At 62.4% G+C, this 19,104-nt stretch carries 19 protein-coding genes and 1 tRNA gene; 14 read left to right on the forward strand and 6 right to left on the reverse strand.

All coding sequences use genetic code 11. The annotated features are described in order from the left end of the window. Positions 1 to 218: 218 nt before the first annotated feature. Complete coding sequence (locus CKW13_RS03765; RefSeq protein ID WP_095107182.1) at positions 219 to 1,646, forward strand: DegQ family serine endoprotease; 1,428 nt, start codon at positions 219 to 221, stop codon at positions 1,644 to 1,646. Positions 1,647 to 1,712: 66 nt separating this feature from the next. Here the strand turns inward: CKW13_RS03765 and CKW13_RS03770 are convergent, their stop codons facing one another. Further along, on the reverse strand, positions 1,713 to 3,146 hold the full coding sequence (locus tag CKW13_RS03770; protein ID WP_095107184.1) for a M48 family metalloprotease: 1,434 nt from the start codon (positions 3,144 to 3,146) through the stop codon (positions 1,713 to 1,715). 96 nt (positions 3,147 to 3,242) lie between these two features. Here CKW13_RS03770 and CKW13_RS03775 point away from each other — a divergent pair, with 96 nt between their 5' ends. Next, the gene (locus CKW13_RS03775; RefSeq protein WP_095107186.1) at positions 3,243 to 3,482 is read left to right on the forward strand and encodes a sulfurtransferase TusA family protein; all 240 of its coding nucleotides are present in this window, start codon (positions 3,243 to 3,245) and stop codon (positions 3,480 to 3,482) included. A gap of 29 nt (positions 3,483 to 3,511) precedes the next feature. After that, on the forward strand, positions 3,512 to 4,582 hold the full coding sequence (locus CKW13_RS03780; protein WP_095107188.1) for an AI-2E family transporter: 1,071 nt from the start codon (positions 3,512 to 3,514) through the stop codon (positions 4,580 to 4,582). A 54-nt stretch (positions 4,583 to 4,636) separates the two neighbouring features. Here CKW13_RS03780 and CKW13_RS03785 read toward each other — a convergent pair whose 3' ends face one another. Then, complete coding sequence (locus CKW13_RS03785) at positions 4,637 to 5,110, reverse strand: peroxiredoxin (protein ID WP_095107190.1); 474 nt, start codon at positions 5,108 to 5,110, stop codon at positions 4,637 to 4,639. A gap of 11 nt (positions 5,111 to 5,121) precedes the next feature. After that, positions 5,122 to 5,682 carry a glycine cleavage system protein R gene (locus CKW13_RS03790; RefSeq protein WP_095107192.1) on the reverse strand — a complete coding sequence of 187 codons (561 nt, stop codon included), beginning with the start codon at positions 5,680 to 5,682 and terminating at the stop codon, positions 5,122 to 5,124. A 318-nt stretch (positions 5,683 to 6,000) separates the two neighbouring features. On the opposite strand from CKW13_RS03790, the gene dapA reads away from it, so the two are divergent. From dapA to CKW13_RS03815, 5 genes are all read left to right on the forward strand, one after another. Further along, complete coding sequence (gene dapA / locus CKW13_RS03795) at positions 6,001 to 6,879, forward strand: 4-hydroxy-tetrahydrodipicolinate synthase (RefSeq protein WP_095107194.1); 879 nt, start codon at positions 6,001 to 6,003, stop codon at positions 6,877 to 6,879. Positions 6,880 to 6,896: 17 nt separating this feature from the next. Next, positions 6,897 to 8,012: an outer membrane protein assembly factor BamC gene (bamC, locus tag CKW13_RS03800; protein WP_095107196.1), complete on the forward strand. Its 1,116-nt coding sequence runs from the start codon at positions 6,897 to 6,899 to the stop codon at positions 8,010 to 8,012. Positions 8,013 to 8,017: 5 nt separating this feature from the next. After that, a complete protein-coding gene (locus CKW13_RS03805; protein ID WP_095107198.1) occupies positions 8,018 to 8,776 on the forward strand; it encodes an MBL fold metallo-hydrolase in 759 nt (252 codons plus the stop codon). A gap of 28 nt (positions 8,777 to 8,804) precedes the next feature. Next, entirely contained in the window at positions 8,805 to 9,518 is a 714-nt protein-coding gene (gene purC / locus CKW13_RS03810) for a phosphoribosylaminoimidazolesuccinocarboxamide synthase (protein WP_095107200.1), read from the forward strand. An 84-nt stretch (positions 9,519 to 9,602) separates the two neighbouring features. Beyond that, positions 9,603 to 9,692, forward strand: a tRNA-Ser gene (locus CKW13_RS03815). Positions 9,693 to 9,820: 128 nt separating this feature from the next. On the opposite strand, the gene CKW13_RS03820 is transcribed toward CKW13_RS03815, so the two are convergent. Continuing rightward, positions 9,821 to 10,021, reverse strand: coding sequence for a DUF1508 domain-containing protein (locus CKW13_RS03820; protein WP_095107202.1), 201 nt, complete (start codon positions 10,019 to 10,021; stop codon positions 9,821 to 9,823). A 331-nt stretch (positions 10,022 to 10,352) separates the two neighbouring features. Between CKW13_RS03820 and CKW13_RS03825 the strand changes: the two genes are divergently transcribed. From CKW13_RS03825 to CKW13_RS03850, 5 genes are all read left to right on the forward strand, one after another. Continuing rightward, entirely contained in the window at positions 10,353 to 11,321 is a 969-nt protein-coding gene (locus CKW13_RS03825; protein ID WP_095107204.1) for a glycosyltransferase family 2 protein, read from the forward strand. Between the two features lie 3 nt (positions 11,322 to 11,324). Continuing rightward, complete coding sequence (locus CKW13_RS03830; RefSeq protein ID WP_095107206.1) at positions 11,325 to 12,035, forward strand: bifunctional 2-polyprenyl-6-hydroxyphenol methylase/3-demethylubiquinol 3-O-methyltransferase UbiG; 711 nt, start codon at positions 11,325 to 11,327, stop codon at positions 12,033 to 12,035. 13 nt (positions 12,036 to 12,048) lie between these two features. Further along, positions 12,049 to 12,432 (forward strand): GtrA family protein, encoded by a 384-nt coding sequence (locus CKW13_RS03835; RefSeq protein ID WP_095107208.1) that lies wholly within the window; start codon positions 12,049 to 12,051, stop codon positions 12,430 to 12,432. After that, positions 12,429 to 14,537 carry a DUF6311 domain-containing protein gene (locus tag CKW13_RS03840; protein WP_095107210.1) on the forward strand — a complete coding sequence of 703 codons (2,109 nt, stop codon included), beginning with the start codon at positions 12,429 to 12,431 and terminating at the stop codon, positions 14,535 to 14,537. Before CKW13_RS03835 ends, CKW13_RS03840 begins: the two co-directional genes overlap by 4 nt. Before the next feature lie 355 nt (positions 14,538 to 14,892). Continuing rightward, positions 14,893 to 15,258 carry a 5-carboxymethyl-2-hydroxymuconate Delta-isomerase gene (locus CKW13_RS03850; protein ID WP_095107212.1) on the forward strand — a complete coding sequence of 122 codons (366 nt, stop codon included), beginning with the start codon at positions 14,893 to 14,895 and terminating at the stop codon, positions 15,256 to 15,258. Positions 15,259 to 15,260: 2 nt separating this feature from the next. Here the strand turns inward: CKW13_RS03850 and CKW13_RS03855 are convergent, their stop codons facing one another. Next, positions 15,261 to 16,187: a LysR family transcriptional regulator gene (locus tag CKW13_RS03855; protein ID WP_095107214.1), complete on the reverse strand. Its 927-nt coding sequence runs from the start codon at positions 16,185 to 16,187 to the stop codon at positions 15,261 to 15,263. A gap of 87 nt (positions 16,188 to 16,274) precedes the next feature. After that, positions 16,275 to 17,186, reverse strand: coding sequence for a DMT family transporter (locus CKW13_RS03860; RefSeq protein ID WP_095107216.1), 912 nt, complete (start codon positions 17,184 to 17,186; stop codon positions 16,275 to 16,277). A gap of 427 nt (positions 17,187 to 17,613) precedes the next feature. On the opposite strand from CKW13_RS03860, the gene CKW13_RS03865 reads away from it, so the two are divergent. Beyond that, positions 17,614 to 18,996: a glutamine synthetase family protein gene (locus tag CKW13_RS03865; protein WP_095107218.1), complete on the forward strand. Its 1,383-nt coding sequence runs from the start codon at positions 17,614 to 17,616 to the stop codon at positions 18,994 to 18,996. Positions 18,997 to 19,104: the final 108 nt, after the last annotated feature.

Consider the following 19,104-nt stretch of genomic DNA (forward strand, 5'->3'; position numbering starts at 1 on the left):
TTATTGGTTGTGCAAGGCCAGCAATGTCCACGCCATCCTTGAGATCTCGAAATGTTTGGTGAGTATTTCAATTTGCAAAAACCACATTTTTTTTCTATAGGTCAGGGCCGCTCGGCTCTGGCCTTGTTTTGTTGTTCCCGGAACAAAAGCCCCGGTGTAGCCTCTGTGCCGGCTTTTGCTCCATATTGCTTAACCATGTTCGTCGTAACGGGAGCCGTATGTCGATACCACGTTTGAAGTCCTATTTATCCATTTTTGCCACCGTCCTGGTGCTTGGGCAGGCTGTCCCGGCGCTGGCGGCCGATTTGCCTGACTTTACGCAGTTGGTCGAGCAGGCATCGCCTGCGGTGGTGAACATCAGTACCACTCAGAAGCTGCCGGACCGCAAGGTTTCCGCGCAGATGCCGGACCTGGAAGGCTTGCCGCCGATGCTGCGTGAGTTCTTCGAGCGCGGCATGCCCCAGCAGCCCCGTTCGCCGGGCGGTGGCCGTCAGCGCGAGGCCCAATCCCTGGGCTCGGGTTTTATCATCTCCCCCGATGGCTACATCCTGACCAACAACCATGTGATTGCCGACGCCGACGAAATCCTGGTTCGCCTGGCCGATCGCAGCGAGCTCAAGGCCAAGTTGGTAGGCACCGACCCACGCTCCGACGTGGCACTGCTGAAAATCGAAGGCAAGGACCTGCCTGTGCTGAAGCTGGGTAAGTCCCAGGACCTGAAGGCTGGGCAATGGGTCGTGGCGATCGGTTCGCCGTTTGGCTTTGACCACACGGTCACCCAAGGCATCGTCAGCGCTATTGGCCGTAGCCTGCCGAACGAAAACTACGTGCCGTTCATCCAGACCGACGTGCCGATCAACCCGGGCAACTCCGGTGGCCCGTTGTTCAACCTGGCCGGTGAAGTGGTCGGCATCAACTCGCAGATCTATACCCGTTCCGGCGGCTTCATGGGTGTGTCCTTCGCGATCCCCATCGATGTCGCGATGGATGTGTCGAACCAGTTGAAAGCGGGCGGGAAGGTCAGCCGTGGCTGGTTGGGCGTGGTAATCCAGGAAGTGAACAAGGATTTGGCCGAGTCGTTCGGCCTGGACAAGCCGGCCGGTGCGCTGGTGGCGCAGATCCAGGATGACGGCCCGGCGGCCAAGGGCGGCCTGCAAGTGGGTGACGTAATCCTGAGCATGAATGGCCAGCCCATTGTGATGTCGGCAGACCTTCCGCACCTGGTTGGCGCACTCAAGGCCGGCTCCAAGGCCGCGCTGGAAGTTATCCGTGAGGGCAAGCGCACCAATGTCGAGCTGACGGTCGGTGCTATCCCTGAGGAAGGTGCGGAACTGAGCGCCCTGGGTAAATCCGGCGTTGAGCGCAGCAGCAATCGCCTCGGCGTAGCGGTGGTCGAGTTGACCGCCGAGCAGAAGAAAGCCTTTGACCTCAAGGGCGGCGTGGTCATCAAGGAAGTGCAGGACGGTCCTGCGGCCCTGATCGGCCTGCAACCTGGCGATGTGATTACTCACCTGAACAACCAGGCCATCGGTTCGGCCAAGGAGTTCACGGATATCGCTAAGGCGTTGCCGAAGAACCGTTCGGTATCGATGCGGGTGCTGCGCCAAGGGCGCGCCAGCTTCATCACGTTCAAACTGGCTGAGTAACGGTCGCAACAAAAAAACCGCCTCCAGGGAGGCGGTTTTTTTGGGTCTGCCATTTACTGGCGAGGGTCAGCGCATCATGTCCTTGACCATCTGCTCCTGGTCCATCAACTCCCGCTGCCGGGCATCGATGCGCGACGACAGCGGGAAGTTGCTGCCGGCACGGCGCTTGGCGAAGTCCAGTTGCTGGATGGCCTGGCGGTAATCGCCCACCAGGGCGAAATATTCGGCGCGGGCCTGGTGCAGGCCGATGATGTTGCCGGAAAGCCCGCGGGTTTCGGCCACCATATACCAGACATCCGGATCGTCGGGGCGGGTCTTGAGTAGGCTTTCCAGGGCTTTCTCGGCATCGGCGGCGCGATTCTGTTTGAGCAGCAGATCGACGCGCACTTCGTTGAGCGGATAGTTGCCCGGGTATTGGGTGAGCATTCGCTCGACCCGCGACTGGGCGTCGGGCAGACGATTGTTGGTGATGTCCAGGTCGACCTGGGCCAGGTTGTAGGTGATGTCGTTGGGGGCCTTGGCCAACAATTGCTTGAGGTTCTCCCGCGCTTCGTTCAACTGGCCGCCCTTGATCTGGGCGATGGCTAGGCCATAGCGCGCCACGTCGTTTTTCGGGTTCTCTTCGAGTTGGGCGCGAAAGCGCTTGGCGCCTAGGCCGGGGGTTTCTTCGTAGATCAGTTGCACCCGGGCACGCACCAGTTGATAGCGCAGGCTGTCTTCGGTGCCGCCGGGGCCGGCCTGTTCGGCGCGGTTGCGGGTGTCGGCGATACGGGATTCGGTCACCGGGTGAGTGAGTAGAAATTCTGGCGGCTTGGCATCGAAGCGGTACTGGCGCATCAGGCGCTCGAACATGGTGGGCATGGAGCGTGGGTCATACCCGGCCTTTTCCAGGTTGAGGATGCCGATGCGGTCGGCTTCCTGCTCGTTTTGCCGGGAGAAGCGGCGCTGTTCCTGGATCGCTGCGGCCTGGGTGCCGGCAATGGCCGCGATCCCGGCATCGCCGGCCCCCGCGGCGGCGACGATGATGCCGGCCAGCAGGGCGGCCATCATCGGTACCTGCATGCGTTGCTGGGCCTCGACACCACGGGCGAAGTGGCGTTGGGACAAGTGGGCCAGTTCGTGAGCCAGTACGGACGCGTATTCACCCTCGGTCTGGGCGTTGAGGAACAGGCCGCCGTTGACACCGATGATCCCGCCAGGTGCCGCGAAGGCGTTGAGTTGCGGGCTGTTAATCAGGATGAACTCCAGGCGCCGATCATTGACCTGGCTGGTCTCCACCAGTTTGTACACGCTGGTTTCGACGTAGTCCTTGAGTTGCGGGTCGTTGAGTTGCGACACCTGGCTGCGCAGCAGGGCCAGCCAGGCGCGGCCCAATTGGTGTTCCTGTTGTGGCGAGACAATGGCAGAACTGGCGTCGCCGAGTGACGGCAAGTCGTCGGCGAAGCCCGGTGAGGCGAGCAGGCAAGCGAGCGTCAGTAGGGTAGGGCGCAGAAAAGTCATGCACAAAGCCTTAATCGACAAAGGCCTTACTGTAGCCGGACAGTTGCGATCAGACCAGATAATCTAGGCGGCTTGAAAACTGTCAGGAGTGGCTCGATGAGCGATGCTGTGGCGCACGACGCCGAACTGGACGCCAGCGGTCTGAACTGCCCGCTACCGCTGCTCAAGGCCAAGCTGGAACTCAATCGCCTGGCCAGTGGCGCGGTGCTTAAGGTGATCGCCACCGACGCCGGTTCCCAGCGCGACTTCCGCACCTTTGCCCGATTGGCCGGTCATACGCTGCTGCATGAAGAAGACGAGGCAGGCGTCTACCGCTATTGGTTGCGCAAGGCCTGAAGCCGGTATTGATTGCCTAAGGAAGTTAGATGTTCAAAGTGCTACGCGATTGGGTTCAGCGTTACTTCTCCGATGAAGAAGCCGTGGTGCTGGCGGTGCTGCTGTTTTTGGCCTTTACCGCCGTCCTGACCCTGGGCGGCATGCTGGCGCCGGTACTGGCGGGAATGGTGCTGGCCTACCTGATGCAAGGCCTGGTCGTCAGCCTGGAGCGCTTGCGGGTGCCCGGTGGCGTGGCGGTGGGCCTGGTGTTCGCCCTGTTCATGGGGTTGTTACTGGTGTTTATCCTGGTCGTGGTGCCGTTGCTCTGGCATCAGGTCATCACCTTGTTCAACGAATTGCCCGGGATGCTGGCCAAATGGCAATCGCTGTTGTTGCTGTTGCCTGAGCGTTATCCCCACCTGGTTTCCGACGAACAAGTGCTACAAGCCATCGAGGCCGCGCGGGGCGAGATCGGCAAGTTCGGGCAATGGGCACTGACGTTTTCGCTGTCGAGCCTGCCGTTGCTGGTCAACATCATGATCTACCTGGTGCTGGTGCCGATCCTGGTGTTCTTTTTTCTCAAGGACCGCCAGATGATCGGACGTTGGGTGCGCGGTTATCTGCCCCGTGAGCGTGCGCTGATTACCCGTGTGGCGCAGGACATGAACCGCCAGATCGCCAACTACATTCGTGGCAAGGTGATCGAGATCTTCATCTGCGGTGGCGTGACCTACATCGCCTTTGTCACCCTGGGCTTGAACTATGCCGCGCTGCTGGCCCTGCTGGTAGGGGTGTCGGTGGTGGTGCCCTATGTCGGGGCGGTGGTGGTCACGGTGCCGGTGACCTTGATCGCGCTGTTCCAGTGGGGCTGGAGCGATCAGTTCATTTACCTGATGGCGGTGTACGGCATCATCCAGACCCTCGACGGCAACGTGCTGGTGCCGTTGCTGTTCTCCGAGGCGGTCAACCTGCACCCGGTGGCAATCATCTGCGCGGTGCTGTTGTTTGGCGGGTTATGGGGCTTCTGGGGGATTTTCTTCGCCATCCCGCTGGCCACCCTGTTCAAGGCTGTGCTCGATGCCTGGCCGCGCAAGGAGGCGGTGGTCGCTCCGTTGCTCTGACGTTTGGGTGGGGTCGCGGGCAGGCTTGGCGCTGCCCGCGAAGGGTTTGAGCAATCAGGCCTTGTCGAGGGCCTGGGCGGCGGCCAGCACCGCCTCCACATGGCCGGGCACCTTCACGCCACGCCATTGCTGGCGCAGCACGCCGTCCTTGTCGATCAGGAATGTGCTGCGGTCAACGCCCATGTATTCCTTGCCATAGAGCTTCTTGAGCTTGATGACGTCGAACAATTGGCAGACGGCTTCGTCCTTGTCGCTGATGAGCTCGAACGGGAACGCCTGCTTGGCCTTGAAGTTTTCATGGGACTTCAAGCTGTCGCGAGAAACGCCGAACACCTCGGTGTTGGCGGCCTGGAACTGCGGGTAATGATCGCGAAAACCCTGGCCCTCGGTGGTGCAACCCGGCGTGCTGTCCTTGGGGTAGAAGTAGAGCACCACCTGCTTGCCCTTGAGCCCGTCGAGGCTGAAGGTCTGGCCGCCGGTGGCCGGGGCCTCGAAGTGGGCAACGGGTGTATCGATGGCAACGGCCATTGAATGCTTCCTTACATGGGGTTCTGTGGGCGCCAGGGTTCGATCAGGGCATCCAGGTTCAGCGCGTCGGCGAAATCCAGGAACTGATCGCGCAACCAACTGATCTGCACGCCGGGCGGCAGGGTCACGGTGAAGGTTGCGTTTAGCATGGTGCCGCCGGTTTGCGGGGCCAGGTAAGTGTCGCAGGTGAGGTTTTCCAGCTCGACGTGGTGGTCGATGAAGAACTGGCACAGTTCGTTGACGATGTCCGAGCGGTACGCCGCGCTGACATACGCCACGTAGGGCAAGGCCTCGGGACGGTTCTCCAGTGCGGCGCTGCGCACCACATTGACGGTGAAGGCGTGCTTCTTGGCCAGTGACGGCAGGCCGGCTTCCAGGCGCGCCAGGGCGTCCCAGCTGCCGGAAATCTGCAGCACCAGCGCACTGCACTCGCCGTGGCGAGTCAGCCGGGAGGTGACCACCGCGCAGCGATTTTCATGGCTGGCGCGGCACAGGACGTTAGTCAGCTCCATGGGGTTGGCGCCAAGGGCACTGATAACAAGGAATTGTTCGCGAACTGTGGGGGTGGACATGCAGCATTCCTAAAGCGATGAGCGGTCGGTGCCAGGGCGGGTCCGTGTAGGGCAACTGCGCAGCCTTGGGCCCATGGCAAGTTCCCTGGCAACACTGCCACCCTCGGTCCCAAGAGTCTGGGAACCGGCAGCAACAGCGCTTGAACAGGGGGGCTTGAGCCAAAAACGAAGGCTGGAATCCGCCACACGGGCTAATCGGCACCGATCAAAGCCTGAGAGGGTAGCGAAAACCATCGCTAAGGGGAATGGTACTTCGCTTGTGCAAGCATCTTGTCGCCAGTACCATTACCGCTCTCTTTTTCCGGCAGGAGCGGTTGCATGATTGCGGGCAGTATGGTGGCACTGGTCACACCCATGGATGCACAGGGTCGTCTCGACTGGGACAGCCTGAGCAAACTGGTGGACTTTCACCTGCAAAACGGCACCCACGCCATCGTGGCCGTCGGCACCACGGGTGAGTCAGCGACCCTGGACGTGAACGAGCACATCGAAGTGATCCGTCGCGTGGTCAAGCAGGTTGACGGGCGCATCCCGGTAATTGCCGGTACCGGCGCCAACTCGACGCGCGAAGCGATCGAGCTGACCACTAACGCCAAGACCGCCGGCGCCGATGCCTGCCTGCTGGTCACCCCGTACTACAACAAGCCGACGCAAGAAGGCCTGTACCAGCATTTTCGCGCCATTGCCGAGGCGGTGGACATCCCGCAGATCCTCTACAACGTGCCTGGCCGTACCGCGTGTGACATGCAGGCCGAGACCGTAATCCGCCTGTCCACCGTGAAGAACATCATCGGCATCAAGGAAGCCACCGGCGACCTGCAACGCGCCAAGGCCATCCTTGATGGCGTGAACAAGGATTTCCTGGTGATTTCCGGTGACGACGCAACCGCCGTCGAACTGATCCTGCTCGGTGGCAAGGGCAACATCTCCGTGACCGCCAACGTCGCACCGCGTGACATGAGCGACCTGTGCATCGCGGCCCTCAATGGCGAGGCCGACAAGGCCCGGGCCATCCATGAAAAACTGATGCCGCTCAATAAAACCCTGTTTATCGAATCCAACCCTATCCCCGTGAAGTGGGCTTTGCATGAGATGGGCCTGATGCCGGACGGTATCCGTCTGCCGCTCACCTGGCTCAGCCCTGCCTGTCACGAACCGCTGCGGCAGGCCATGCGCCAGTCCGGCGTCCTGGTTTAATTGAGGAAGCACTACGCATGAAGCGATTGGCCGGACTTTCCGCACTTGCCTTGATTATCTCCAGCACCAGCGGCTGTGGATGGATCTGGGGCCCGGAAGGTTACTTCCGCGACCGTGGTAGCGATTACCTGGAAGCACAACAGACTGCACCGATGCAATTGCCGCCGGACGTCACCACCGCCAAGCGTCTGGACCCGCTGTTGCCGATCCCGCGCAACGTGGCCGACGACAGCGTCAAAGGCGAGTACGAAGTGCCCCGCCCGCAACCGCTGTCGGCCCTGGCCGATGCCAGCGACTACAGCCTGCAGAAAAGCGGCGAGTCGCGCTGGGTCATGGCCCAGCACGCCCCGGCCGAAGTCTGGCCGGTGGCGGTGCAGTTCTTCCAGGACAACGGTTTTCGCCTGGATGAACAGCGCCCGCAAACTGGTGAATTCACCACCACCTGGCAGCGCGCTGACGAATTGTCGGCGTCCATGGCCAAGCGCCTGGCCAGTGCCGGCATCGCCGCCGACAGCGAAACCCGCGTACGGGTGCGCATCGAGCCAGGCGTGCAACGCAATACCAGTGAAGTCTATGTGGTCAGCGCCGAGCGTCCTGCCGGCAGCACGGCCAATGTCGAGTTCACCAACCGTTCGCTCAACGCTGGCCTGGACGCGGCCCTGGTGGACGAAATGCTCGCCAGCATGACCCGCAGCGCCGAGAAGGGCGGTTCCGTGTCCCTGCTCGCTGCCCGCGATTTCGATACGCCGAGCCGTGTCAGCCTCACCGAGGACGGCAGCGGCAACGTCGTGCTCAACCTGGGTGAAGACCTTGACCGTGCCTGGTCGAGCGTTGGCCGTGCTCTCGAGCAGGGCGAATGGCGCGTTGAGGACATCAACCGCAGCCTGGGCCTGTACTACATCAACCTCGCCGAAAAAGCCGAGAAGAAAAACGACGAGCCAGGCTTCTTCGGCAAGTTGTTTGGCAGCAAGCCGGCCAAGGAAGAAATCGAAGCCCGCGCCGAGCGCTATCAGGTTCGCCTGAGCAAGGTCGGCGACAACGTGCAAGTCACCGTCGAGAAAAACATCAACACCGTTGCTCCCGCCGAAGTGGCGCGCAAAGTGTTGGGCGTCATTCAGGACAACCTGGGTTAATCATCATGCGTTTTGCCGTTCTCGGCAGCGGTAGCCAAGGGAACGGCACGCTTGTGGCCTGTGATGACACGTATGTCTTGGTCGATTGTGGTTTCTCCCTGCGGGAAACCGAAAAACGCCTGCTGCGCCTGGGTGTGAACCCGGCGCAGTTGAGCGCGATACTCGTGACCCACGAACATGCCGACCACGTGCATGGCGTGGGTTTGCTGTCTCGGCGCTACGATCTTGCGGTCTACCTCAGTCGCGGCACCCTGCGCGGGATGCGCAAACCCATTGAGCCGGCAGGTTTTCTGGCCGGTGGTGAACAACTGCGCATCGGTGCGCTGGACATTGACGTGATTGCTGTGGCCCATGATGCGCAAGAGCCGACGCAGTACGTGTTCAGCGATGGCCAGCGGCGCTTCGGCCTGCTGACCGACCTGGGCTCGTATTGCGCCCGGGTGCTGGATAGCTACCGTGGCCTGGATGCTTTGATGATCGAGTCCAACCACTGCCGCGACATGCTTGCCCGTGGCCACTACCCGTACTTTCTCAAGCAGCGGGTCGGCGGCGAACTGGGACATTTGAACAACCACCAGGCAGCGCTCCTGGTGTCCGAGTTGGGTTACAAAGGCCTGCAACACCTGGTCCTGGCCCATCTGAGCAGCAAGAACAACCTGCCGCAGCTGGCCCGGCAATGTTTCGTCGATACCCTCGGGTGCGACCCGGACTGGCTGCAACTGGCCGATCAAGATTCAGGGCTCGACTGGCGACATATCGCCTAGCCCATCTACTTAGCAAGCGGAGCCCATCATGGAAAAACGTGAAGAACTCTACCGCGGCAAAGCCAAGTCGGTTTTCAAGACCGACGACGCCAACCGCTTGATCCTGCTGTTTCGCAACGACACCTCGGCGTTCGACGGCAAGCGCATCGAACAGCTGGACCGCAAAGGCATGGTGAACAACAAGTTCAACGCCTTCATCATGCAGAAACTCGAAGCGGCCGGTGTTCCGACCCAATTCGACAAACTGCTGGGCGACAACGAATGCCTGGTGAAGAAACTCGACATGATCCCGGTCGAGTGCGTCGTACGTAACTACGCCGCCGGCAGCCTGGTCAAACGCCTCGGCGTGGAAGAGGGCCTCAAGCTCAATCCCTATACCTTCGAGCTGTTCCTCAAGGACGACGCCAAGGGCGACCCGTTCATCAACGAATCCCACGTTGTGGCGTTCGGTTGGGGTACCGCCGAGCAACTGGCGCGCATGAAAGAGTTGTCCCTCAAGGTCAATGACGTCCTGAGCAAACTGTTCGACGACGCCGGCCTGCTGCTGGTGGACTTCAAGCTGGAGTTCGGCGTGTTTCACGACGGCTCTATCGTCCTGGGCGACGAATTCAGCCCGGATGGCTGCCGCCTGTGGGACAAAGACACCGGCAAGAAAATGGACAAGGACCGCTTCCGCCAGGGTCTGGGTGGCGTGATCGAAGCCTACGAAGAAGTCGCCAACCGTCTGGGCGTACCGCTTTAATCGACGCAAGCATCTGATAGCACGGATTTTTTTTGCTCTTGGGGGTTCGCTTAAGGCAAATGTGCTGTTATGATGCGCGCCGTTGGAGAGATGCCAGAGTGGCCGAATGGGACGGATTCGAAATCCGTTGTACCTTCACCGGTACCTAGGGTTCGAATCCCTATCTCTCCGCCATTATTGAATAAGACTAAGCCCCTGAAATGGTTAAACATTTCAGGGGCTTTTTCGTTTCTGTATATCAGTTTTGCATGCCCTAAGGCCCCGCCAGGAATGGACGGGGCTTTTTGGTTTATACGTTGCGCTCAGCGGGCGGCGACCTCTTTTACTGGGGTGTCACGGTGGGTGCTGACGATAAGGGTGATGGCGTGTAGGCAATCGGCCTTGTTGTGGTAGGCCTCGCCGCTGGCGATGGGCTCATGGTTGCCGGCTTTCAAGCGCCAGCGCCATTGGTTCAGGCCGGTCAGGCTTGTGCCAGTGGTCTGTTGGTAGATCTCAAAGTACATGGGGCTGCTCCTTGCAGTTGTTGTGGGGTGACAGGCGCCTGGCCTGTGGGAAAGAACCTTAGCTGTCGACCTCAATACGGCCAGGTCGCGCCTGTGAGCAATGGTGAGGGGATATTGCCTATGAAGGTTTGAGGCAGAGGGTATATAGGGGGAAATCTCCGACAACTTCGGCGAAATGATCGCCAGAAGCGAAAAAACTGCGGGCCAATGCCCTTGCCAGCCCCGTTCGCCTGCTGCTTAATACGACGCTCCTTGGGGGTGTAATCGGCGCTGTAGAGCGGCCGGCCAAGGTTCTGATTGATAAAAACTCATATAAAAAAAGAGCAATCAATTGACCCATGCGCACGTAACAGGCCCAACCACGCCGCTGACGCTTTCTCTGGTGGTGCCGGTCTTCAATGAAGTCGAGAGCATCGACCTGTTCATCGCCCGTATCTCTGAGGTTTTTCGCAGCGAGACGCAGGTTGCGGTGGACATCGTGTTCATCAACGACGGCAGCACCGATGGCACCTTGGAGCTGTTGCTGGAACGCCAGCAGCACGACCCGCGCCTGACAATCCTCGACCTGAGCCGTAATTTCGGCAAGGAAGCGGCCCTCACTGCCGGCCTGCAATACGCCGCTGGGCAAGTGGTGGTGCCGATTGATGTCGACTTGCAAGACCCTCCCGAAGTCATCCTGCAAATGATCGCCCTGTGGCGCGAGGGCTTTGAAGTAGTGCTTGGCCACCGTGTCAGCCGCGACAGCGACTCCTGGGCCAAGCAGGTTTCGGCCAATGGTTTCTACCGCCTGCACAACCGCATCGCCGAGCAGAAGCTGCCGGAGAATGTCGGTGATTTCCGCCTGATGGACCGCTGCGTCGTCCAAGCCCTGCAATCGCTGCCCGAATCGCGACGCTTTATGAAAGGCCTGTTCGCCTGGGTCGGGTTTCGCACCACCTACGTGGACTATGTGCGCCCGGCGCGGGCGGCGGGGGCGACCAAGTTCAACGGTTGGCGGCTGTGGAATTTCGCCCTGGAAGGCATCACCAGTTTCAGCACCGAACCGTTGCGTATTTGGACTTACCTGGGCCTGGGGGTGTCGCTGATTTCCTTTGCGTTCGCCATTTTCATCGTGCTGCGGGCGTTGATCCACGGCATCGACCTGCCTGGCTACGCCTCGCTGATGGTGGCGGTGACCTTCCTCGGTGGCCTGCAATTGATCGGCATTGGCGTGCTCGGCGAGTACCTGGGGCGCACTTACATTGAATCCAAGCGGCGCCCGGTGTTCTTGGTGCGGCGTATCTACAGCACTAAGGGTTGACCGATGGACCTCAAGGAAACCGACATCCTCGGTGCGAGCATTAACCAGCACTGGTATTACCGCTCCAAGGCCCGCGCGCTGACGCGGTTTTTGCAAGGCCAACCGGCCCGGACCATTTTGGATGTGGGCGCAGGCTCCGGGTTTTTCTCCCATCACTTGCTGACCCACACCGCGGCCCAAGAGGCCTGGTGCGTGGACATCAGCTACGACGCCGAGTCCGACGCCACGGTCAGTGGCAAACCGGTGCACTACCGCATTGGCGTCGATCAGGTAGAGGCTGACCTGGTGCTGCTGATGGACGTACTCGAACACGTAGACGACGACGTTGGCCTGCTGCGCGCCTATGTGGACAAGGTGCCCTCGGGCAGCCGCTTCCTGATAAGTGTGCCGGCGTTCCAAGCCCTGTGGAGCGACCACGACGACTTCCTCGAACACAAGCGCCGCTACACCCTCAAGCACATGGAGCAGGTGGCCCGCGACGCGGGTTTGCAGGTGCGCCACGGTGCCTACTACTTTGGCTTGGTGCTGCCGATTGCCGCCGCCCTGCGCCTGATGCCCAAAGGCCAGCAACCAGGCCCGGCGCGCTCCCAGCTCAAGGCTCACCACCCGTTGGTCAACGGCATGCTTACAGCGATGTGCAGCTTGGAATTGCCCCTGATGAAAGCCAATCGCCTCGGCGGTTTGACGGTGTTCTGCCTGGCGCAGAAGCCGTGACGGGGCGCCCGGCATGAGCCGGTCGCTGCCGTTGCTGTGGCACCGCGCCCTACGGTTTGGCTTGACCGGGTTACTGGTTACTGGCCTGCATGCCATCACTGCCATCGTATTGATCGAGTGGCTGGCCCTGGCGCCGCCCTTGGCCAATGGCGTGGCCTTCGCAGTGGCGACGGTGGTTTCCTACGTGGTCAATACAACGTGGAGTTTTTCCAGCCAGTTGCATGGGCGCACCTTGCGCCGCTTTGTCTGCGTGTCGGTGGCCGGGTTCCTGCTGGCGATGCTGGTGGCCTGGGTCGCGCAGCGCTGCGGGCTCGATTATTTACTGGGCATTCTGGCCGTGGCGCTGGTGATTCCGGCGTTCACCTTTGTGCTGCATAACTTCTGGACGTACCGATGAAGGCGTTAGCCAAGCACTTGGGTTTTGACGCATTGGCGCTGCTGCTGGGGGCGTTGGCGTTTTTCATGGTGGTGGGGCCGCGGGTGCTCGACCCGCAGAACATTGCCTGGCTCGCGTCGGGCGACCCGGCTACCCACTACCTGGGCTGGGAATTTTTCCGGCAGGGGCCGTGGACCTTTCCGTTGGGGCTGAACCCCGGCTATGGCCTGGAGCTGAGCAGCTCGATCATCTTTTCCGACTCCAACCCGCTGCTGGCGTTTGTCTTCAAGCCCTTTGCCAGCCTATTGCCAGCGACGTTCCAGTATTTCGGCCTCTGGCTGCTGCTGTGCTTTGCCCTGCAAGCCTGGTTCGCCTTCAAGTTGTTGGGGCATGTCACTGCCAGCCCCGTGCTGCGCCTGTTGGGGGCGGGGCTGTTCGTGTTGTCGCCGCCATTGATGCTGCGCATTGGCGGGCACTTGTCACTGGTGGGGCATTTTCTGATCCTGGCGGGGCTGTACCTGGCGTTCCACCCGGCGTTGCGCAGGCGGCGCCTGGCCTGGGGCGCTTTGCTGGTGGTCACCGCGCTGGTGCATTCCTACCTGTTGGCGATGGTCGCGGCGTTGTGGGTCGCCGACCTGCTGGGCAAGGTTGTGCAAAAACAACTGCCACGGACCCAGGCCTGGCGTGAGCTGGCCCTGCTGTTCGCCTGCGTGGCGCTGGCCTGCTGGCAAGCGGGTTACTTCAGTGTCGGTAACGGCACGGTCAGCGGTGGCTTTGGCCTGTATCGCCTGAACTTGCTGTCGATCGTCGATTCCAGCGGTTGGTCTTATGTGCTCAAGGATTTGCCCGAAGGCGCCGGGGATTACGAAGGCTTCAACTACTTGGGGCTGGGGGCGATTTTTCTTGTCCTCTGCGCGCTCGTGCCGATGCTGCGGGGCAAGGCCCGGTTGCGCGAACTGTTCCACGGGCGCCTGATGCTGGGGCTGATGTTGCTGGCCCTGACGCTGTTCGCCATTTCCCACCAGATCGGCCTCGGTCCGTGGGCGCTGCGCCTGCCGATCCCGGGTTTTGTCGAAAACTTGGCCAACGTGTTCCGCGCCTCGGGGCGGATGTTCTGGCCGGTGTTCTACGTAATGATCTTCGCCGCCGTGTTCCTCGTGGTGCGCGGTTGCTCGCGGCGGGTGGCCACCGTGCTGCTGGCCTTGGCGCTGGTGATGCAGGTGCTGGACACCCGCGCCGGTTGGACGGGCCTGCGCCAGACCCTGATGGCCGCGCCGGCCTCGCAATGGCCCAGCCCCCTGATCGACCCGTTCTGGGAGCAGGCCGGCGCGCACTATAAAAAGGTGCGCTGGGTTCAGCCGCAAAACACCCCGCCGGCCTGGTCGGTGCTGGCTAGCTACGCCGCGGCCCATCGCATGGGCACCGACGCCGTGTACCTGGGGCGCATGAGCAAGACCGCTCTCAAGCAGATGAAGCAGAAAACCGCGACCGCCATCGCCAGCGGCCAGTACGAGGCGGATTCGCTCTACGTCCTCGACGAACCAAGCGTGCGCCAAGTGGCCAGCAGCCTGAACCGCAGCACCGACCTGTTGGCCCGCATCGACGGCTATACCGTGCTGGCGCCAGGCTGGAAGCATTGCGCCACCTGCCTGGCGGCCCCGGCCGAACTCGACCCCCACGCCCTGATGCCCACCCAGGAGGCGGCGAGCGACATCCTCGGTTTTGCCCAGGGCAACCCCGGCACCGCTTACCTGCTCAGCGGTTGGTCCGGGCCGGAAGCCTGGGGCACCTGGTCCGATGGCGACAGCGCGCAACTGCTGTTCAAACCCGCCGGCCCGGTGCGCGCCCTGCGCCTGGAAACCCGGGCACTGGTGATCCCCAGCCATCCGCACCAGGACGTGCAGTTCAGCGTCAACGACGTGCCGGTGCGCACGGTGCGGCTGATTAAATTCGACGGTAACCAGATCGACCTCGACCTGCCCGCCGCCGCCCAGCAAGCCATCGCCCGCGAAGGCGTGGTGCGCCTGGCCATGACCTTCCTCAACGCGGTCAGCCCGCAGGAGCTGGGCCTGGGCGCCGATGACCGGCGCTTGGTGCTGGGGATCAAGACGCTGGCGGTGCAGTAATGGCCATCGATGCCTAGCGTTCACATGGCTGGGCGCCAGCATCGCGCTGTTTCTACACTGGGTTTTCCGGGGGCGTGGGGCTGGCGATGAACCGCAACGAACTGCGCAAAACCGACGCCTGCGCAGCCTGTTCAACGACCCGCTGTTTAACTGTGTCGGCCACCGCATGGAACCCACGGCGCGGGCCGAAGCGATCATCCAGCGCCTGGCGCCGGCGCTGGATTGCGCTACTGGGCCTTCCACCGTTGCCACAGAGTGGGAGCGAGCCTGCTCGTGATGGCGTCCTGCGCTTGCCTGCCACCGCCCCACCCCGTATACCTGTGCTCTTTCGCCACGCACCTGAAGGAGCCGCGCCATGCCTCACTTGCACCTGGAATACACCCCCAACCTGCCTCAGCTGGAGGTCGATAAGGCCTTGCTGCGCCTCAACCACACGCTGGTGGCGTCCGGGCAGTTCGGCGCGGAGTTCGATATCAAGAGCCGCGCCGTGCCGGTGGGGGCCTTTCGCGTCGGCACAGGGCTTGGCGAGCGCGGGTTTGTCGCGGTGAAACTGGCGCTGCTCAGCGGCCGCTCGCCGCAGATCAAGAAACAACTGTCCGAAAGCCTGTTGGCGGTGTTGCAGGACCTGTGCGAATGGCCGGCCCAGGTGCAGGTGCAGTTGAGCGTGGAAATCATCGACATCGACCGCGACGCCTACTCCAAGGTCGCCGTCGGTGTCTGACCTCAGATCAGGCCCCCGTCCGCGCAGGCCTTGACGATCTGCTCGCGCAGCCACTGGTTGGCGCTGCCGGGGTCGCCCCACTGCATGTACAGGTTGAACCCCGGCAAGCCGTGGGGCGCCTCGCGGCTGGCGAAGGCATCGGCGCTGGCCAGGAGGCGGTGGATGCGCCGGGGCATGGTCACCACCAGCGGGCTGTCGGCGATCATTTTCAGGGCCGCGCCGTAGCTGTTGGTTTGCGCCACGAACTGGCGCTTGTGGCCCTGGCGGGCGAGCCAGCCGTCGATCATGTTGGTGTCGGACGTCCAGGGCGTAGGGAACACGTGGCGGCGTTCGAGAAAGCCTTGCAGGCTCAGGCGCGCCTCGGCGGGCGCGGCGGCCTTGGCGAACACGCAGACCAACTCATCCTCCACCAACACCTGGCACTTGAAATCCGGGTGCGGCGGGTGGAAGTCCGGGCCGAACCCCAGCACCAGATCGAGGCGGCCATCGGCCAGTTCCTCGCTCGGCGCGTGGCTGTCGAGTTTGCGCACATTGATGGTCACCCTTCGTTGCTCGGCATCGAAATGGCGCAGCAGGCGCGGCAGCACCAACAGCTCGAAGTACTCCGGCGCGCACAGGTTGAAGGTCACGGCCTGCTGACCCGGGTCATAGGCGGCCAGACCCGAATGGCACAGGTTGATGCGCTCGATGATCTGGCGTAGCGGTTCGAGCATGGCGCTGGCCTTGAGGGTGGGCAACATGCCCGCGCGGGTACTGATGAACAATTCGTCATCGAACGCCCCGCGCAGTTTCTTCAGGCAGTAGCTGACGGTGGACTGGCTGACGTGCAGGGCCTCGGCCACGGCGGTGACGTTCTGCTGCTCATGCACGGCGATGAACACCATCAGGTCCTGCATGTCGAGTTTGCGGAGGGCGTTGCTAGTGAGCATCCATGGCTTCCCGGGCGGCACTTGCGCCCTGATGGCGCGACAGTGGCCAGAGGGTAGCGCAGCCCGGGGCGCTACGAGAATGCCTTTTTATAGGCTCACCGCAACGGTACGCCGGCTGGCCATCACCAGCGCCAGCATGCCGGCGCCCACCAGCACGGCGCCCAGCCACTCCAGCGGTAGCGGCGCCTGCTGCAACCGCAGCCAATTGAACAACGTCAGCAGCAGGGTGCTCAGGTAGATGTAGGAAATCACCGTGGCCGGGGCGATCACGCCGATGGCGCGGTGCAACAACCAGAACGTGCCGAGGGTGGCGAACAACGCCAGGTACAGCAGCCACAGGCCATCGCCCAGGGTCAGTTGGGTGGCACTGCGCCAACCGCCGTTTTGCAGGCACAGGGCGAACAGGAACAGCGCACCGAACAGCATGTTCCAGAACGTCATCGCCACCGGCCCACGGCCCTGGAGTGCACCCGCCTTGAAGCGTTGGCTCAGGGGCGAATACAGCGCCATCGCCAGGCAACCGGCGCCGTATACCAGCACCGGGTACAGCGACGGCCACTGCCCGGGGCCGCCGCCCTTGAGGATCAGCAGCACCGCCCCCAACGCCGCCACCAGCATCGGCACCAGGCGCCTCCTCGCGTGGGTGCCCGGAATCAACAGCACCTCGCACAGCAGCGTCAACAAGGGCACCAGGGTGAACAAGGTGCCGGTATTGGCCGCCGAGGCATACCGCAGCGCCTCGAACAACGTGCCGAAATACACCGCCAGCAACAGCCCCAGCACCCCGTGGCTGGCCGTGGCGCGCCACGTCAGGCGAGCGGCGCCTTGCCACAGCAGCATCGGCAGGAACAACAACGCCGACAGCAACAGGCGCAATGCGGTGAGGAGGATAGGGTCCACGCTTTGCCCGACCTGCGCTGCGGCAAAAAACGACGCGGCGATCAATACGGCCCAGGCCAGCATGCCGACATGGGCCGAAGTGAAACTGATGTGCTTCATGAAGTAAGCCTTGAATGAGAAGGCGCCGATTAGGCGACGCCCCGCAGCGCCGGGCAAATCAGAAAGTCTGGGGTGCTATCGAGAAAATGGGTTGCGGTGTATTCCTTGGTCTGAATGTTTAGTCCAGACATCAGCAAAGTTCTTCAAGTATGAATTTAACGAACTATCGCCCCGTGTGACGCTGCGGGCCTTCTGTTGCCCTTGGTTGCTCCCATGGACGCTTGGTTCGTCGCACTGCAATCCCCGGCCCCTGGCGCGTGTTCGCCTGGGGCGGTGCCTGCGCCGTGCCTGTGCGCCTTGCCCTCGCAATTGGCTTTTTGGGCGCTGTGGCATTGCCGCCATGCGCGCCCGCCGGATGCCTGCCGTTCCCGTTGACCTGCGGCCAGCCCCTCGTGCTGGCCAGACGCGAACCCATGAGAGCCTCCCAATGAGCGTTGCCCCCACCCTGTTTGCTAGCCGCGAAGAAGCCCAGTCATTCCTCGACCACAACCCCGATATCGAACTGTTCGAGCTGTTCATCCTCGACAGCAACGGCGTGCCCCGGGGCAAGCTGCTGCATCGCGATGAACTGCTGGCGGTGTACGACAGCGGCCGGCCGTTGCCCAGCACCATCCTGGGCCTGACGATTAATGGCGATGACGTAGAGGATTCCGGCCTGGTGTGGGACGTGGGCGATATCGACTGCCGCGCCTATCCGCTACCGGGCAGCTTGCAGCGCCTGCCGTGGCGCCTGCTGCCGACGGCGGCGGTGCAGGTCAGCATGCATCCCCGGGAGGGGCTGCCGGCGGCCGTGGCTGACCCGCGCCATGTGCTGGCGCGGGTGATCGATGGCCTCAAGGCCGATGGCTATTACCCGGTGATGGCGGCGGAACTGGAGTTCTACCTGCTCGATAGCCAGCGCGATGCCCAGGGCCGCCCGCAACCGGCGCTGGATGCCGACGGCGGGCGCCCCCGAGCGACCCAGGTGTATGGCCTGCGGGAGTTGGAGCAGATCGAACCCTTCCTCGCCGACCTCTACACCGCCTGCAAACTGCAAGGCATTCCGGCGCGCACGGCGATCTCCGAATACGCCCCAGGCCAGGTCGAGATCACCCTGCAGCACCGCGACGACGCCCTGCAAGCCATGGACGACGCGGTGCGCTACAAACGCCTGGTCAAAGGCGTGGCCCACAAGCACGGAATGACCGCGTGTTTTATGGCCAAGCCGTTCGATGACCTGGCCGGCACGGGCATGCACCTGCACGTGAGCCTGGCGGATGAACACGGCCACAACCTGTTCGCCAGCGAAGCCCTCGATGGCACGCCGCTGCTGCGCCACGCGGTGGGCGGCATGCTCGCCACCTTGCTCGACTCCTTGCTGCTGTTCTGCCCCAACGCCAACTCCTACCGGCGCTTCCAGAGCAACAGCTACGCGCCGCTGGCCGCCACCTGGGGCGTGGACAACCGCACCGTCAGCCTGCGGGTACCTGGTGGGCCGGCGTTTTCCCGGCACATCGAACACCGCATCTGCGGTGCCGACGCCAACCCCTACCTGGCGGCAGCGGCGATCCTCGCCGGCATCCATCACGGCATCCGCCAGCGCCTCGACCCTGGCGCGCCGGTGGAAGGCAACGGCTACGCCCAGGCCAAAGAGCTGCTGCCCACCGATTGGCTGACCACCCTGCGCGCCCTCGAAGGTTCGGCCTGGGCCCGGGAAGCCTTGGGCGCGGAGTTTTTGCGGGTGTACCTGGCGGTCAAGCGGGCCGAGTACCGCCAGTTCATGGGGCAAGTGGGCGAGCAGGATTGGCGCTGGTACCTGCACCAGGCCTGAGGCGCCAAACCTTCGTTAAAAAGCCGCCAGGGCAAAATACTGGCGGCTTAATTATTCCTTACTATCTTTTTCACGAAACATTGATGATTGCCTGCTTAAAGTTCGTGC

Origin of the sequence: Pseudomonas sp. Irchel 3E20, from assembly GCF_900187645.1 — a bacterium.
Taxonomy (GTDB): domain Bacteria; phylum Pseudomonadota; class Gammaproteobacteria; order Pseudomonadales; family Pseudomonadaceae; genus Aquipseudomonas.